This window comes from Streptomyces sp. SID5464 (assembly GCF_009862985.1).
Lineage (GTDB): Bacteria > Actinomycetota > Actinomycetes > Streptomycetales > Streptomycetaceae > Streptomyces > Streptomyces chartreusis_D.
The window spans coordinates 150829-166743 of the sequence record NZ_WWIQ01000061.1 but is presented as its reverse complement, the minus strand read 5'-3'; the positions used below and the strand labels follow the sequence as shown (position 1 = coordinate 166743).

General features: G+C 73.0%; 15 protein-coding genes. 7 read left to right on the top strand and 8 right to left on the bottom strand.

Features of this window, described 5'->3' with window-relative positions:
- Positions 1 to 264: 264 nt before the first annotated feature.
- Both GTY47_RS31295 and GTY47_RS31290 read right to left on the bottom strand, forming a co-directional pair.
- On the bottom strand, positions 265 to 1461 hold the full coding sequence (locus tag GTY47_RS31295; RefSeq protein ID WP_050810303.1) for a Cmx/CmrA family chloramphenicol efflux MFS transporter: 1197 nt from the start codon (positions 1459 to 1461) through the stop codon (positions 265 to 267).
- 156 nt (positions 1462 to 1617) lie between these two features.
- On the bottom strand, positions 1618 to 2556 hold the full coding sequence (locus GTY47_RS31290) for a DMT family transporter (protein ID WP_050810302.1): 939 nt from the start codon (positions 2554 to 2556) through the stop codon (positions 1618 to 1620).
- 72 nt (positions 2557 to 2628) lie between these two features.
- Between GTY47_RS31290 and GTY47_RS31285 the strand changes: the two genes are divergently transcribed.
- A complete protein-coding gene (locus tag GTY47_RS31285; RefSeq protein ID WP_010044640.1) occupies positions 2629 to 3213 on the top strand; it encodes a TetR/AcrR family transcriptional regulator in 585 nt (194 codons plus the stop codon).
- Positions 3214 to 3252: 39 nt separating this feature from the next.
- A complete protein-coding gene (locus GTY47_RS31280; RefSeq protein ID WP_010044638.1) occupies positions 3253 to 3825 on the top strand; it encodes a YdeI/OmpD-associated family protein in 573 nt (190 codons plus the stop codon).
- A 56-nt stretch (positions 3826 to 3881) separates the two neighbouring features.
- Here the strand turns inward: GTY47_RS31280 and GTY47_RS31275 are convergent, their stop codons facing one another.
- Positions 3882 to 4667 (bottom strand): serine protease, encoded by a 786-nt coding sequence (locus tag GTY47_RS31275; RefSeq protein ID WP_010044636.1) that lies wholly within the window; start codon positions 4665 to 4667, stop codon positions 3882 to 3884.
- Between the two features lie 233 nt (positions 4668 to 4900).
- Positions 4901 to 5500: a YceI family protein gene (locus GTY47_RS31270; protein ID WP_010044634.1), complete on the bottom strand. Its 600-nt coding sequence runs from the start codon at positions 5498 to 5500 to the stop codon at positions 4901 to 4903.
- A gap of 137 nt (positions 5501 to 5637) precedes the next feature.
- Between GTY47_RS31270 and GTY47_RS31265 the strand changes: the two genes are divergently transcribed.
- On the top strand, positions 5638 to 6906 hold the full coding sequence (locus GTY47_RS31265) for a glycosyltransferase (protein WP_010044631.1): 1269 nt from the start codon (positions 5638 to 5640) through the stop codon (positions 6904 to 6906).
- A gap of 38 nt (positions 6907 to 6944) precedes the next feature.
- Here the strand turns inward: GTY47_RS31265 and GTY47_RS31260 are convergent, their stop codons facing one another.
- Together GTY47_RS31260 and hpnR are read right to left on the bottom strand one after the other, a co-directional pair.
- Positions 6945 to 7823: a DMT family transporter gene (locus tag GTY47_RS31260; protein WP_010044630.1), complete on the bottom strand. Its 879-nt coding sequence runs from the start codon at positions 7821 to 7823 to the stop codon at positions 6945 to 6947.
- A gap of 15 nt (positions 7824 to 7838) precedes the next feature.
- Positions 7839 to 9338: a hopanoid C-3 methylase HpnR gene (hpnR, locus tag GTY47_RS31255; protein WP_010044629.1), complete on the bottom strand. Its 1500-nt coding sequence runs from the start codon at positions 9336 to 9338 to the stop codon at positions 7839 to 7841.
- A 360-nt stretch (positions 9339 to 9698) separates the two neighbouring features.
- On the opposite strand from hpnR, the gene GTY47_RS31250 reads away from it, so the two are divergent.
- From GTY47_RS31250 to GTY47_RS31235, 4 genes are all read left to right on the top strand, one after another.
- The gene (locus GTY47_RS31250; protein WP_010044628.1) at positions 9699 to 10550 is read left to right on the top strand and encodes an SDR family NAD(P)-dependent oxidoreductase; all 852 of its coding nucleotides are present in this window, start codon (positions 9699 to 9701) and stop codon (positions 10548 to 10550) included.
- A 93-nt stretch (positions 10551 to 10643) separates the two neighbouring features.
- On the top strand, positions 10644 to 13034 hold the full coding sequence (locus GTY47_RS31245; RefSeq protein WP_050810301.1) for a polysaccharide lyase 8 family protein: 2391 nt from the start codon (positions 10644 to 10646) through the stop codon (positions 13032 to 13034).
- A gap of 154 nt (positions 13035 to 13188) precedes the next feature.
- Entirely contained in the window at positions 13189 to 14772 is a 1584-nt protein-coding gene (locus GTY47_RS31240) for an acyl-CoA carboxylase subunit beta (RefSeq protein ID WP_010044623.1), read from the top strand.
- A 35-nt stretch (positions 14773 to 14807) separates the two neighbouring features.
- Positions 14808 to 15002, top strand: a complete 195-nt coding sequence (locus GTY47_RS31235) for an acyl-CoA carboxylase subunit epsilon (RefSeq protein ID WP_010044621.1) — start codon at positions 14808 to 14810, stop codon at positions 15000 to 15002.
- Between the two features lie 336 nt (positions 15003 to 15338).
- Here GTY47_RS31235 and GTY47_RS41960 read toward each other — a convergent pair whose 3' ends face one another.
- Both GTY47_RS41960 and GTY47_RS31225 read right to left on the bottom strand, forming a co-directional pair.
- Positions 15339 to 15530 (bottom strand): hypothetical protein, encoded by a 192-nt coding sequence (locus tag GTY47_RS41960; RefSeq protein WP_010044619.1) that lies wholly within the window; start codon positions 15528 to 15530, stop codon positions 15339 to 15341.
- A 79-nt stretch (positions 15531 to 15609) separates the two neighbouring features.
- Positions 15610 to 15915, bottom strand: a 306-nt coding sequence (locus tag GTY47_RS31225; RefSeq protein ID WP_010044617.1) for an ATP/GTP-binding protein, incomplete at its 5' end; no start/stop codon positions are given.

Here is a 15915-nt window from a genome sequence, read left to right as displayed (position 1 = left end):
GCCTGCGGCCTGCCGCCTGCGGCCTGCGGCCTGCCACCTGCGGCCTGCGGCCAGTCACCTGCGGCCCGCCGCCTGCCGCCAGCGGCCAGCGGCCAGCGACCAGCCGCCAGCGACCAGCCGCCAGTCGCCTGCGGGCTGCGGCCTGCGGCCAGTCGCCTGTGGCCTGCGACCAGCCGCCAGTCGCCTGCGCCCTGCCGCCTGCCACCTGCGGCCTGCCGCCCGCGACCAGCCGCCAGCCCACCGACCCAGCCCCGGTCGCCGCTCTCAGGCCCCGGTACCCGCACCGAAGTTCAGCGCCCCACCACTTCCCCCCAGGACCCGCCCACGCCGCCGCCACACGACCCCGGCCAGCACGCCTGCCAGGGCGACCAGCCCGGCGCTGACCCACACCGGCGACCGGTATCCGAACCCCGCGGCGATCACCACGCCGCCGGCCCAGGGGCCCAGCGCGGCGCCGACGTTGAACGCGGCCGTGGCGAAACCACCGGCCAGCGTGGGGGCGCCCGGGGCCGCGTACAGCACCTGGGAGATCAGCGTGGAGCCGACGCCGAAGGACAGTGCCCCCTGGGTGAAGACGAGCCCGAGTGCCAGGACCGGGTGTCCGGCCCCGAGTGCCAGGAGGCACCAGCCCAGGCCCACCGCGACGCCCCCGCCGGCCAGGACCGCCACGGGACGCCGGTCCGCGAACCGCCCCGCGGCGGTCACCCCGGCCAGCGACCCGGCCCCGAACAGCGCGAGTACCCCGGGGACCCAGGCGCTGCTCAGCCCCGTCACCTCGGTGACCAGGGGCGCGAGATAAGTGAAGGTGCAGAACGTCGCACCGTTCACGAGGGCCCCCAGCGCCAGCGTGACGACCAGGCGGGGGCTGCGCAGCGACCGCAGTTCACCGCGCAGCGCGGGGGGCGCGTCCCCGGCCGCAGCACCCGGCACCGACCGCGCCACCGCCACCAGCGCGGGCAGCGACACCAGCGCCACGGCCCAGAACGCCGCACGCCAGCCCCACAGCCCGCCCAGCACGGCCCCGGCGGGCACCCCGGCCACGCACGCCAGCGTCACCCCGCCCAGCAGCATGGACGTGGCCCGCCCCTTCGCGTCCGCCGGGACCATGTCCACGGCGGCCACGAGAGCGACGGCGAGGAACCCGGCGTTGGCGAGCGCCCCCACGACCCGCGTGGCGAGCAGCACCTCGAAACTGCCGGTGAGAGCACCGACGACATGGACGGCGAGGAACACCACGAGGAACGCCAGCAGCGCACCCCGCCGCGGCCAGCGCCGCGCGAGCCCCGCCACCAGCGGCGCCCCCACGACCATCCCCACCGCGAAGGCGGAGGTCAGCGCCCCCGCCGCGGGAACGGACACCCCCAGATCCCGCGCGATGTCCGGCACCAGCCCGGACAGCATGAACTCGGACGTTCCCTGCGCGAACACGGCAAGGCCCAGCAGAAGAAGAGCGAACGGCATGAAAGAACTCCGCACCCCGAAGTCGACGTCGGACACGACAGGTCGGACGGCTTCCGGCAGCGGGGCGAGCGGGCTCAGCGGCCCGGCATCACGAACAGCCACCGGAGAGCCGGTGGCCGCACTCTGGACGCCTCGGGGCTGGACACGGGGGTGACGTTAGGCGGGCCCGGGGGCCCGGGTCCACCGGTTTTCCTCCGGCTCGCCCCGGGCGGCGGTCACGGCCGGGTCCTTCCGGCCGCCACCGCGGTGGACGACGACCACGGCCGCGAGGCAGACGGCCAGGCCGAGAGCGGTCTGCACGCCGAACGGCTCACCGAACACGAGTGCACCCCAGACGGCGGTGACCGGGGCCATGAGGAACATCAGCGTGTTCACCTTCGTCACCCCGGAGCGCTTCAGGATGAGCCAGTACAGCCCGTACCCGCCGAACGTGGACAGCCCCACGAGCCAGGCGACGGCCACCCAGAACCCGCCCCCGGCGGGCGGCACGGCGGCCCCGGTGCTCAGGGCCAGCACGGAGAAGAGGACGGCGCTGGTGGCGCAGTGGACGGTCAGCGACACCGAGGGAGCGACCCGCGAGCGGGACCGGCTCTCCAGGAACGTGGCCGCGACCAGGGACAGCATGCCGAGCAGCGGGACGGCGTACGCCCACCAGGCCACGCCGGTCCCGGCCGCGGCGTCGGCCAGCGTGACCACCGAGACGCCGCTCAGCCCCAGACCCAGGCCGATCCACTGCCGTCCCGACACGTACTGCCCCAGCAGCGGTCCCGCGAGGGCTCCGGCGACGAGGGGCTGGACACCGTCGATCAGGGCCGTCGTGCCGCTGGAGACGCCGAGCTGGATGGCGTAGTAGACGCTGAGCAGATAGCCGCTCTGCGACAGCACGCCGATGACAGCCTGCCGGGTCACGTCCCGGGCGGTGAGCCCCCGCCAGGCCGTGCGCGTGAGGGCGGCGACCGCGACGAGGACGACGGCCAGCGGCAGGAACCGCCACATCAGGACCGTGATCGCGGACGCGTTGCCCGCGCCGAGCTTGGCCCCGATGAACCCGGAGCTCCAGCAGAGGACGAAGGCGACGGAGAGCAGGATGTTCACGGACATCACAACCAGTAGACAGATCGGTATACCGTTCCCCGCCCACTATACAGATCGGTATACTCGGGTGCCATGGGTACCACCGCCGACCACCCGCGCCGGATCACGATGACGCCCGCCGCCCGTCGCGTCCTGGCAGCGGCCGCCCGGCTGTTCTACGAGCGCGGCATCCACGCCGTCGGAGTCGACCTCATCGCCGCCGAGGCAGGGGTGACGAAGAAGACCCTCTACGACCGGTTCGGCTCCAAGGAGCAGATCGTCGTGGAGTACCTCGCGGACCGCGACGAGCGCTGGCGGGCCTTCCTCGCCGAACGCCTGGACGCGGCCCCGCCCGAGCCGGGCGAGCGCGTCCTGGCGGTCTTCGACGCCTCGCGCGCATGGGCCGCGGAGCTCAGCCCCAAGGGGTGCAGCATGGTCAACGCCCACGCGGAGATCAGCGACCCCGCCCACCCGGCCCACCCGGTCATCACCGGGCAGAAGCAGTGGATGCTCGGCCTCTTCACCCGCCTCGCCTCGGACATCGACCCGGAGAGGGCCGACGCCCTGGCCCGGGCGCTGATGCTGCTGCACGAGGGGGCGCTCGTCGCGCACGGCCTGGGCATTTTCCCGGACGCCATCGCCCACGCCCGCGAACAGGCACGCGCGCTGCTCGCCTAGCGGACGGAATCCGTCCTACCCGGTCCCTACGGTGGTGCCATGACCGCCTCCGGAGACCCTCTCCCCTTCGCGACCGTCGCCGACCTGGATTCCTGGCTGACCGCACACCCCGCCCCGCACCCCGGCCTCTGGGTCAAGGTCGCCAAGAAGGGGTCGGGCGTCCCCTCGGTCAGCGCCGCCGACGTCAACGACGTGGCGCTGTGCCACGGCTGGATCACCGGGCAGCGCAAGGGACTCGACGAGTCGTGCTACCTCCAGAGGATCACCCCACGGCGTCCCGGCAGCCTCTGGTCCATGGTCAACGTCCGGCGGGTCGAGGAGCTGACCGCCGCCGGGCGGATGCGGCCCGGCGGGCTCGCGGAGGTGGCGGCCGCGCGGGCGGACGGACGGTGGGAGGCGGCGTACGCGTCCCAGCAGGAGGCCGAGGTCCCGGAGGAGCTCGCGGCGGCACTGGAGCGCAGCCCGCGGGCCGCGGCGGCCTTCGAGGCGCTCGGGCGGACGGACCGGTACCTGGCGATGCTCGGTGTGCTGCGCGCCCGGACCCCGCGGAGCCGGGCGGCACAGGTGGCGGCGGCGGTCGCGAAGCTGGAGGCCGGCCGGAGGGCCCGGTAGGTCAGAGCGAAGGGCCCGGCACCGTACGGCACCGGGCCCGCAAACTGTGGGGCGGGTCAGAGTGTCGACGCCGCCGAGGCGATGGCGGAGGCGAAGGTCGAGACCTCCGTGTAGACGCCGGGGGCCTCGGGCCGGGCACAGCCCTCGCCCCAGCTGACGATGCCGACCTGGACCCAGGCGCCGGCGTTGTCCTTGCGGAACATGGGGCCGCCGGAGTCGCCCTGGCAGGTGTCGACACCGCCCGCGTCGAAGCCGGCGCAGATCTCCTCGTTCGCGACGAGGCCGCTGTAGAGACCGCCGTAGGCCTTGCAGGCGGCGTCGCTGACGAACGGCACGGTCGCCTTCAGCAGATAGCGCTGCTGGGCGCCGCCCTCACGGTTCGCGCCCCAGCCGGCGACGGTGAAGTCACCGGTGTTGTACTGCGTGGTGGTGGCGATCTTCAGGGTCGGCAGGTTGATGGGCTGGGCGAGCTTGATGAGCGCCCAGTCCTTGCCCGTGCCGTTGTAGCCGGGGGCGCGGAGCACCTTGGTGGAGCGGACCTGGACCCGGCCGCTGGTGGACTGGAGGTCGACGACCCCCGCGGTGGCGGTGATGCCGGTGTTGTTGCCGGAGGCGCCCACGCAGTGCGCGGCCGTGAGCACGATCTGCTGGGTGTAGAGCGCGCCGCCGCAGCCCATGGAGAGCCGGACCATGAACGGGAACTCGCCCTGCGCGGCCCGCGTCCCGCCGACGACGGGCGACGGGGCGGCCTGCGCGGCGGTGACGGGCTGAAGGCTGGCGATCGCGAGGGCGGCGGCCCCGAGGACCGCGCATCTCTTGAGGGCCGTGAGGAGTCTCTTCAACGTGATGCCTTCCGTGGGGGGTCGACCTGGGGAGACGTGCAACCGAAGCATCAGATTGACGAGTGCATGACAGCAGCGACCATAAAAAGAACGGCCCCTGCTGGCATGGACCGGTCAAAATTCAGCTGCTGGATTATGGGAACGCCGAGAGCCCTCGCACAAGGGGCCCGATTCGGCCATGCCGCACGGGCCGGGGGCTCGTACGGCACGGCCGTCGGTCGGGCGTGCCCGGGTCAGGCGTTCCTGATCGCCGAGACGTCGAAGTTGAGCTTGATCTTGTCGGAGACCAGGACGCCACCGGTCTCCAGGGCGGCGTTCCAGGTCAGGCCCCACTCGGAGCGCAGGATCTCCGCCTTGCCCTCGAAGCCGACGCGCTCGTTGCCGAAGGGGTCCTTCGCGGCGCCGTTGAACTCGAGGTCGATGCTGAGCGGGCGGGTCGTGCCGAGGATCGTCAGGTCGCCGGTGATGCGGTACTCGTCGCCGCCGAGGGCCTCCGCCTTCGTGGAGCGGAACGTCATGGTGGGGAACTCGTCCGCCTTGAAGAAGTCCGAGCTCTTGAGGTGGCCGTCGCGGTCGGCGTTGCCCGTCTCGATGCTGTCCATCACGACGTCCAGGGAGGCCGTGGACCGCGAGGGGTCGGTGCCGTCGAGGTGGAGCGTGCCCGTGAAGTCCTGGAAGCTGCCCTTGACGTTGGTGACCATGGCGTGCCGGGCGACGAAGCCGATCGTCGAGTGCGCGGGGTCGATCGTGTAGTCGCCGGTCAGGGCGGCCAGGTCCGGACGCGCGGCGTCGGTCGTGGCGGTCTCGGTGTTGCTGCGGCTGAAGATGCTCATGGGGTACGCCTCCTGCGAGGAATGTTGAACGTTGAACTATGTAACGCGACCCACCGTAGACCTATTCCGTTCAACGTTCAACATTATTCGCGGATGTGTCGCGATTGGGTCCGCGGCGTGAGTGGTACCCAGCGATCATGACCTCGGTCGCGGTCCTGGTCGAGCTGCTGCGGAGCAGTACGTCGGGCGGCCATGTGAAGTCCTGGGAGCGTTTCGCGGAGAGCGCCGCCCGTCTCCCGGAACGACTGCCCGACGGCACCGGGGCCGGTCTCGACCTGACCGTCTACTTCCTCGGCAAGCGCGAACGGGTGGACGTCCTCTCGCCGCGCGTGCGCATCGTCACGCTCCGCCCGGTGCTCGGCACGACCGCCCTCACCTCGGCCGACGGCGCCGAGGACGTCACCGACCTCGCCCCCTACCACCCCCGGCTCGCGGCCCTGCTGCCGCGCCACGACGTCTGGCACCTCACCCACTGCTTCGCCTTCGCCACCACCGCCGTCCGTCGCGCCCGCCGATCCGTCCCCGCACCCCGGCTGCTCGCCTCCGTACACACCGACGTCCCGCTGCTGGCCTCGGTGTACGCCCGCTACCTGGTCGGCCGGTGGCTGCCCGGCGACCACCCGGCGCCGGGCGAGTTCCTCGCCGACCTGGCCGAGAGCCGGCTGCGCCGGCGGCGGGACCGGCTCCTGGACGGCTGCGAACGCGTGCTGGTGCCGACCCCCGCCGAGCGGGCCGAACTCGCCCGCGCCCTCGGGCCGCACCGGGTCGCCCTGCTGCGCCGCGGCATCGACCACCAGCGCTTCCGACCCGACCCCGGCGCTCGCGCCCGGCTCGGCCGCGAGTACGGCGTGCCGGCCGACCGTCCGCTGGTGCTGTTCGCGGGACGGCTGGACGCGACCAAGGGTGTGCCGCTGCTGACCGAGAGCGTGCGGCTGCTGCGGGAGCGCGGGCGTGCCGTGCACCTCGTCATGGCCGGCTCCGGCGCGGAGGCCGGGCCCGTCCGGCGCGCCCTCGGCGCCGGCGTCAGCCTCCTCGGCCCGCTCCCGCAGGACCGGTTGGCCCGGGTGTACGCCGGCTGTGACGTCTTCGCGTTCCCGTCCCGTACGGAGACCTGCGGCAACGTCGTCGCCGAGGCGATGGCCAGCGGCCTCGCGGTCGTCCTGCCCGAGGGCGCGCGCACGACACAGTGGCTGACCGCACCGGGCCGGGACGGCATCGTCGTACGCCACGACGACCCGGGGGAGTGGGCGGACGCCCTCGACACGCTCCTCGGCCACCCCCGCCTGCTCTCGGCGGTACGCCGCCACGCGGCCACCACGGCCCGCGACACCCACCCCACCTGGGACCGCGTCCTGACGGAAGACCTCCTCCCTGCCTGGCTCCCGGGCGTACGGCCGCGCCCCTGACGTTCACCGGTCACCGTCCCCGCGGCCCGCGCCGCACGTCACCGCCCTTCGCCGGCTCCCCGCCCCCGCAACGCCGCGATCACCGGCGACGAATCCAGCCTCGCGATCCCCGCCGCCACCAGCGCCAACCCCGTCACCGTCACGGCCGACACCGGCCACCCCGTGTGGATCGTCTCGCCGAAGACCGCCGTGCCCACCGTCACGGCGACCACCGGCTCCGTCGCGTCCAGGACCGTCATGCTCGCCGCGAGCGGGCCCTGCTGGAAGGCGCTCTGGATGAGGAGCAGGCCGCCGATGCTGGCGAGGATCAGGGCGTAGGTCTGCCAGGCCGCCAGCGCCGCGAGCAGGCCGTGGCGGAGCCGGTCCACCGTCGCCGCGAGGAGGACGGACTGGGTGCCCATCACCGCCCCCGCCGCCAGCGCCGTCGCCGAGGCCCGCCAGGGGCCGGACAGCAGCCGTGCCGTCGCCAGCGCACAGCACACCAGCGCGGCCGTCGCACCCAGCACCAGCAGCCAGGACAGCAAGTCCGCCGCATCCGGCCGCCCACCGTGCGGTCGGGCCGAGACCAGGGCCAGCACCAGCCCGGCCGCCACCGCGAGGGTGCCGAACCACTCGCGGTACCCCAGCCGCATCCGGTGCAGCCACGCCGACAGCGGTACGGCGAAGACCAGCTCGGCGACGATCAGCGGCTGCACCAGACTGAGCGGCCCGTACGCCAGTGCCAGCGACTGGAAGCCGTAGGCGAGCACGGCCAGTCCGATGCCGCCCAGCCACACGGGATCGCGGGCCAGATGGGCCAGCAGGCGCGGCGACAGCGCCTCGGTGTCCGGGCGCCCGCCCGCGGCCCACTGCTGGAGCACTCCGGCCACGGCGAAGCAGACGCCGGCGGTGAGGGAGGCCAGGACCGCGATCGGCATGCCGGGTGCGGGGAGCTAGTCGGTCGTCCGCCGGGACGGCGCGCCCTGCGTCGCGCCCCGGGTGTGGATGTACAGCGCCCGGCGGTCGCCGACGTCGAGGTGCTGCGGCAGGGGCAGCTCGTAGCGCACCGGCCGGCCGTGGTCGGCGAACTGCCGGCGCGGGTTGTAGACCTGGTTGAACTTCCACAGCATGCGGGCGAAGTTCGTCTGGCCGTGCAGCAGGTTGCCGGTCAGGACCCGGGCCGCTCCCACGGCGGTGCGCAGGCCCAGGTGCTTGCGGTTGATGACGGCCTGGGTGCGCACCAGTTCCTCGTAGAAGCGCTCCAGGGGGAGCGTCGTGGGCACGACCGCGTGCTGGATGTCGAAGAGGCGGTAGTCACGGGTGGTCAGGCGCCGCGACTCGGTGTGCCAGATCTCCGTACCGGGATACGGCGTCATCACCGTGAAGTGGACGATCTCCGGCACCGCCAGCGCGAAGTCCCGTACCACCCGGAAGCGTTCCTCGTCCCAGGACGGGTCCACGATCAGGTTGATGGCGACCTTGATGCCGAGGCGGCGGGCCGTCTGAAGGGCGCGGAAGTTCTCGTCGGGGCTGACCCGCTTGCGGTACAGGTCCAGGCCCTCCGCGTCGATGGCCTCCATCCCGAGGAACATGTACTTCAGCCCCAGCCGGGCCCACCGCTCGAAGACCTCCGGATGGCGCAGCAGGACGTCGCTGCGGGTCTCCAGGTAGTAGCGCTTGCGGATCCGCCGCCTCTCCACCTCCGCCGCGATGGCGTCCCCGTGCTCGGGCCGGATGAAGGCCACGTCGTCGACGATGAAGACGTTCGGCTCCCGGATGTTCGCCAGGTCCTCGGCCGCCGCCTCGGGTGACGCCTTGCGGTAGCTGCGGCCGTAGAACGTCCACGCCGAGCAGAACGAGCAGTCCCACGGACAGCCGCGCGTGAACTCGATGGAGGCGCACGGGTCCAGCTCGCCGATGAAGTACCGCCGGCGGGCGCGCATCAGGTCGCGAGCGGGCAGCGGCGCGTCGATGCCGTGCAGCATCAGCGGCGCGGGACCCCGGCCGGCGGCCGTGACGACGCCGGGCACGCCCGCCACGCCCCCGTCACGAACCGCCTCCAGCAGCGGCCCGATCGCCGGTTCGCCCTCGCCGCGCACCACCGCGTCCACCGCCCCCTCGGCCTGCTCCAGCACGTCCTCGGCGACGAAGGAAACGCTGTGCCCGCCCAGGAACACGAAGCAGCCCGGCACCGCCCGCTTCACCTCCGCGGCCAGTTCGATCGCCTCCGGGATGTTCGCCAGGTAATTCAGCGAGATGCCGAGGGCCTCCGGCCGGAAGGACCGGACCTCGCCGCGCAGCGTCTTGCGGCTCAGCACCTGAAGGTCCACGACCCGCACCTCGTGACCGGCGTCGCGGGCCGCGCCCGCCACGCGTTCGAGGCCCAGGGGCTCGAGCCGCAGGAAGATCTCGGAGTACATCAGGGCGCTGGGATGGACGAGCAGCACGCGCATGGTCACCTCGTCGGGGAGCCGTACCTGACACGGGTGCCCCCTACGTAACCCGGCGCGGCCGGTCCGTGTACCGCCCATACCGCCGCCTGGCGGCACCGGGCGGCACGCAGGGGTGGTCCTTTCGCATCCCGTGCGCGGGGGCCCGGCCCGTAGACCGCCCCACGCAGCGCGCCCGCCGGACGGTGAGCCGGGCCCGCCGCGACGGCCTCAGCACTGGCGCGGGACCCCGCGGTGGCGGTGTCCTGGAAGACGAGGTTCCGTTTCAAGGGACCGGCATGGAGACAGACGAGGTTCCGTTCCCAGGAACCGCACGGCGACAGCCGAGACCACGGCGGACGTACAGCGCAGGGAGACCGACCGATGACACTCACCGGCTCCGGCTCGGCCTACGACCCACCGGCGGGCGCCGCCCCACGCCGCCCTGCAGCCCCCTCCCCGGCGGGCGAGCACGGGCCGCCGCGGCGGCTGGACCGGCGCGTGGCCCTCGTCACCGGGGCCTCCTCGGGCATCGGGGCGGCCACGGCACGGCGGTTCGCCATGGACGGCTGGCAGCTGCTCCTCACCGGGCGCGACCGGCACCGCCTGGAGCGGACGGCGTCCGGCACCTCGGCCGTCGTGCTGCCCGCCGACCTCGCCGCCCCGGACGGTCCGCGCCTGCTGGCCCAGTCCGCGCTGCACAGGACCGGACGGGTCGACGTCCTGGTCGCCGGGGCGGGCATCGGCTGGGCCGGCCCGTTCGCCGCCATGCCGCACACCGACATCGACCGGGTGCTGACCCTGGACCTCAACGCCACGCTCCACCTCGTGCGCGAGGTGCTGCCCTCCATGATCGCGGCCGGGCAGGGCCGGGTGGTGCTGATCGGCTCGATCGCGGGCTGCGTGGGTGTACGGGAGGAAGCGGTGTACTCCGCCGCCAAGGCCGCCCTGGCCGCCTTCTCCGAGGCGCTGCGCCAGGAACTGCGCGGCACGGGCGTGGGCGTGACCCTCGTGGTGCCCGGGCCCGTCGACACGGCCTTCTTCGCCCGCCGCGGCAAGCCCTACGACCGCTCCCACCCCCGGAAGGTCTCGCCCGGCCGCGTCGCCGGCGCCGTCTGGGACGCCGTGCGCGAGGACCGCGACCAGGTCTACGTCCCCGCCTGGCTGGCCCTCCCGGACCGCCTCCGCGCCCTGGCCCCGGGGGTGTTCAGACGCCTGCTGAACCGCTTCGGCTGACCCGGTCCCACCTGTGGGGCGCTTTCCGCCGTTCGGGTCACTCCGGCCGGATCCTCCGTTCAGGTGACCGCCTCCCCGTGGTAGGGCATGGGCATGACTCCCCAGCGTCGCGTCTTCTCCCGCCGTACGGCAGAGGCCGCCGCCCCTCTCCGCCCCGGCCGTCGCGCCATGCTGCTCGCGGCCGCGGCCCTGGCGGCGACCGGCGGCGCGACGCCCGGGCCCCGCGGCGCCGACGCTCAAGGCCCCGAGGCCGACGTCGGCGCCGACCCGTACGACACCCTCCGCCGGCGCTGGCTCGCCATCGCCCTCGGCACCGGCTACGACCCGGCCGCGCAGCCGTACGCCTCCCGCCTCGCCGAGACCGGCGAACTCGCCCGCGCCCTGCTCTCCACCATGGCCCCGGCGGCGGACTCCCTCTGGCCCGGCCACCCCTTCGACCCGCCGGCCGGCATCACCATGAGCTACAGCCGCCTGTGGACCATGACCCAGGCCTACGTCCAGCAGGGCACCGGCTCGACCGCCGACCCGGACCTCCTCACCGGCGTCCTGCGCGGCCTCGACCACCTCTCCGCCACGGTCTACAACCCCGCCACCACCCGCTACGGCAACTGGTGGGAATGGCAGATCGGCAGCCCGCGCCTGCTCACCGACATCACGGCCGCCCTGTACGACCAGCTGGGCGACGCCCGGATCCGGGCCGTCTGCGCCGCCGTCGACCACTTCGTGCCCGACTCGGCCCTCGGCGACTACTCCGGCACGTCCACCGGTGCCAACCGGGTCGACCTGTGCCGCTCCGTCGCCCTGCGCGGCGTCCTGGGCCGCGACCCGGCCAAGATCGCCCTCGCCCGCGACGCGCTCTCCCCGGTCTTCGCGTACGTCACCCGGGGCGACGGCCTCTACGCCGACGGCTCCTTCGTCCAGCACAGCTGGGTCGCCTACTCGGGCACCTACGGCCAGGTCGTGCTCGACGGCCTGGGCCGCCTCTTCGCCCTGCTCGCCGGATCCGACTGGGAGGTCACCGACCCGAACCGGCAGATCGTCCTCGACAGCGTCGAGCACGCCTACGCACCGCTCATCCTCGACGGGCTCGTCATGGACAGCGTCAACGGCCGCGCCATCAGCCGCGGACTCCTGGCCTCGGACGACCGCAAGGTCATGCGCAGCGACCACTTCCACGGCCGGCAGCTCATCGCGGCCATCGCGCTCCTCGCGGCCGGGGCGAGCCCGGCGGAACGCGACCGCTGGCACGCCCGTGTCAAGGGCTGGATCGAACGGGACACCGTCACCCCGGTCCTGACGGCACGCCAGTTCGGCGTCGCCGACCTGGCCCGGCTGCACGCGATCGCCGCCTCGCCCGGGCCGGCCGCACCCGAACCCACCGGCCACCGCCTCTTCGCCGCCATGGACCGCGCCGTCCACCGCCGCCCCGGCTTCACCGTGAACCTCGCCATGGCCAGCGACCGCATCGCCCACTACGAGTGCGGCAACGGCGAGAACCCGCGCGGCTGGCACACGGGCGCCGGGATGGTCTCCTGGTGGGCCGGCGCGAGCGACCAGTACACGGACTGGTTCTGGCCGACCGTGGACTGGTACCGCCTGCCCGGCACCACCGTCTCCACCAAGCGCCTCGCCGACCGGGAAGGCGGCGAGTGGGGCACGGCCCGCCCGGACGCGCGCTGGGTCGGCGGCACCACCGACGGCGAGTACGCCGCGCTCGGCCAGCACCTCAAGGGCCTCGGCTCCACGCTCCAGGCCCGCAAGTCCTGGTTCTTCGTCGCGGACGCGGTGATTTGCCTGGGCGCCGGGATCAGCTGCGCCGACGGCGTCCCGGTGGAGACGGTCGTCGACAACCGCAACCTCGGCGAGAACGGCACCCAGACCTTCGTACGGGGCCCGGACTGGGCCCACCTGGAGGACCACGGCGGCTGGATCCTGCTCGACGGCGAGCCGAAGGCGCTGCGCGAGGACCGCACCGGCGCCTGGTCCGACATCAACACCGGCGGTACGAGGGAGCGGCGCACCCGCCGCTGGCAGACCCTCTGGATCGACCACGGCACCGACCCGGAGGACGCCACGTACGCCTACGTCCTCATGCCCGGCGCGTCCCGCCGCGCGGTCGCGCGCCGCGCCGCCGACCGTCACTGGATGTCGGTCCTCGCCAACGACGCCGGCCGTCAGGCGGTCGGCGTGCCCTCGCTCGGCCTGACCGCCGCGAACTTCTGGCGCGCCGGCACGGCGGGCCCGCTCACCGCATCCGCCGGCGCGAGCGTGCTGACCGTCCGCCGGGGCCGTACGGCTACCCTCTGCGTGAGCGAACCGCCCCGCACGGGGCAACCGCTGGAGATCACCTGGAACCGCCCCGTCCGCCGGGTCACCCACACGGACGAGACGGTCGACGTACTCTCCACAGGCCACCGGCTGCGGGTGCGCGTCACCCCCGGGGAGGCATGCGCCACCCACGTCTGTGAGGTGACTCTCGCCTGACGGCTTTGTCGGACCCCTACAAGCAACCCGCCCTCTGAGCAGTCAGAAGGGCTGCACCCCGCCATGGTTCTGTTCAGGGGTACCAGGAAAACACGCCGGAGACTGTGAGGAGTCGACGGCCCGCATTCCTTGGTTGGCTTCGTAAGGTCGCTACATGACCGTTTTGGATGAGGCGCCGGGTGAGCCGACCGACGCGCGCGGACGCGTGGCCGAACTGCACGAGATCCGTGCGCAGGCGGTGGCCGGACCGAGCGAGAAGGCGACCGAGGCGCAGCACGCCAAGGGCAAGCTGACCGCGCGGGAGCGCATCGAACTCCTCCTCGACCCGGACTCCTTCCGCGAGGTCGAGCAGCTGCGCCGGCACCGGGCCACCGGCTTCGGCCTGGAGGCCAAGAAGCCGTACACCGACGGTGTGATCACCGGCTGGGGCACGGTGGAGGGCCGGACGGTCTTCGTCTACGCCCATGACTTCCGCATCTTCGGCGGTGCGCTGGGCGAGGCCCACGCCACGAAGATCCACAAGATCATGGACATGGCCATCGCGGCCGGTGCGCCCCTGGTTTCCCTGAACGACGGCGCGGGCGCCCGCATCCAGGAGGGCGTCTCCGCGCTCGCCGGTTACGGCGGCATCTTCCAGCGCAACACCAGGGCGAGCGGAGTCATCCCGCAGATCTCGGTGATGCTCGGCCCGTGCGCGGGCGGCGCGGCCTACAGCCCGGCCCTGACCGACTTCGTCTTCATGGTCCGTGACACCTCGCAGATGTTCATCACCGGCCCCGACGTCGTCAAGGCGGTCACCGGCGAGGAGATCACCCAGAACGGCCTCGGCGGCGCGGACGTCCACGCCGAGACGTCCGGCGTCTGCCACTTCGCCTACGACGACGAAGAGACCTGCATCGCCGAGGTCCGCTACCTGCTGTCCCTCCTCCCGCAGAACAACCGCGAGAACCCGCCCCGCGCCGAGTCGACGGACCCCGCCGACCGCCGCAGCGACGTCCTCCTGGACCTGGTCCCGGCGGACGGCAACCGGCCGTACGACATGGCCAAGGTCATCGAGGAGATCGTCGACGACGGCGACTACCTGGAGGTCCACGAGCGCTGGGCCCGCAACATCATCTGCGCGCTGGGCCGGATGGACGGCCAGGTCGTCGGCATCATCGCCAACCAGCCGCAGGTGCTCGCCGGTGTCCTGGACATCGAGGCCTCCGAGAAGGCGGCCCGCTTCGTCCAGATGTGCGACGCCTTCAACATCCCGATCGTCACTCTTCTGGACGTCCCCGGCTTCCTCCCGGGCGTCGACCAGGAGCACGGTGGCATCATCCGCCACGGCGCGAAGCTCCTCTACGCCTACTGCAACGCGACCGTGCCGAGGATCTCGCTGATCCTGCGCAAGGCCTACGGAGGTGCGTACATCGTCATGGACAGCCAGTCCATCGGCGCGGACCTCACCTACGCCTGGCCGACCAACGAGATCGCCGTCATGGGCGCGGAGGGTGCGGCCAACGTCATCTTCCGCCGCCAGATCGCCGACGCCGAGGACCCCGAGGCCATGCGGGCCCGCATGGTCAAGGAGTACAAGTCCGAGCTGATGCACCCCTACTACGCGGCGGAGCGCGGCCTGGTCGACGACGTCATCGACCCCGCGGAAACCCGCGAGGTGCTGATCAAGTCCCTCGCGATGCTCCAGACCAAGCACGCCGACCTGCCCTCCCGCAAGCACGGCAACCCTCCGCAGTAACCTGGCGGACATCTCATCCACGGAGACTGAGACCCATGGACATCCCTGACATCCGCGTCGAGAAGGGCCACGCCGAGCCCGAGGAAGTCGCCGCCATCACGGCGATCCTCCTGGCGCGCGCCGCCGCCCGCCCCACGGACCCGACCCCGGCCCACCGAGGCCGCATCAAGGCAGGCTGGCGCCGCCTGGAACGCGAGCCGGGCTTCAGGGCCCCGCACAGCTGGCGCTGACCCTTCCAACGCGCTGACGGCCCCGTTCTCCTCCGGGAGGGCGGGGCCGTCGCTGTCAGCGGAAGTCGAGGGAGGCGTCGAATTCGAGCAGGCTGAGGTAGTTCACCTGCGGGCCGAGGCGCAGCTCGCGGAGATCCGGCAGGCAGCGGCGCGAGCAGGGAGCCGTCCGGCAGCCGCTCCAGGAGCCGGGCCACCTCCGCGCCGAGCGTGACCGTCCGGGCCAGCAGCTCGGCCGCCGCCCGTTCCTCGAACACCGGCAGGCTCCGCACGATCCGCACGTAGTGCTCGCCGCACTCGGCGAACAGCACCTCGTACAGCCGGGACTCCGCCTCGGGATCACGGCCTGCCTGCCGGACTCGTCCAGCCCCCGGATCTCGTGCTCCAGATACGGCTCCAGCCGGTCGAAGACGGCGTCGGTGAGAGCTCCGCCAACGACAGATGCCGCTCCTGCTGCCGCCGCCTGCCGCCCAGCCACAGGTCGGCCGCCGTCTTCGCCACGGTCGTGCCCAGCCGCAACGCCGCCGCCATCGCGCCCCCCTTCCGTGAAACACCTGCGGCCCCCACTCCTCCCACAGGAGGAACGGGGGCCGCGAGGCGAACGTGCCGATTACCGCAGGCGGGCCATCAGCGCGTGCTCGACCAGCGTGATCAGCGCCGACTTCGCGTCCGCGCGGTGGCGGGCGTCCGTCGTGATGATCGGCGTGTCGGGGCCGATCTGGAGGGCTTCGCGGACCTCGTCCGGCGTGTACGGCTGCTGGCCGTCGAAGCCGTTCAGCGCGATCACGAACGGCAGGCCGCTGTTCTCGAAGTAGTCGACGGCCGGGAAGCAGTCGGCGAGACGCCTCGTGTCGACCAGCACGATCGCGCCGATGGCGCCGCGCACCAGGTCGTCCCACATGAACCAGAAGCGGTC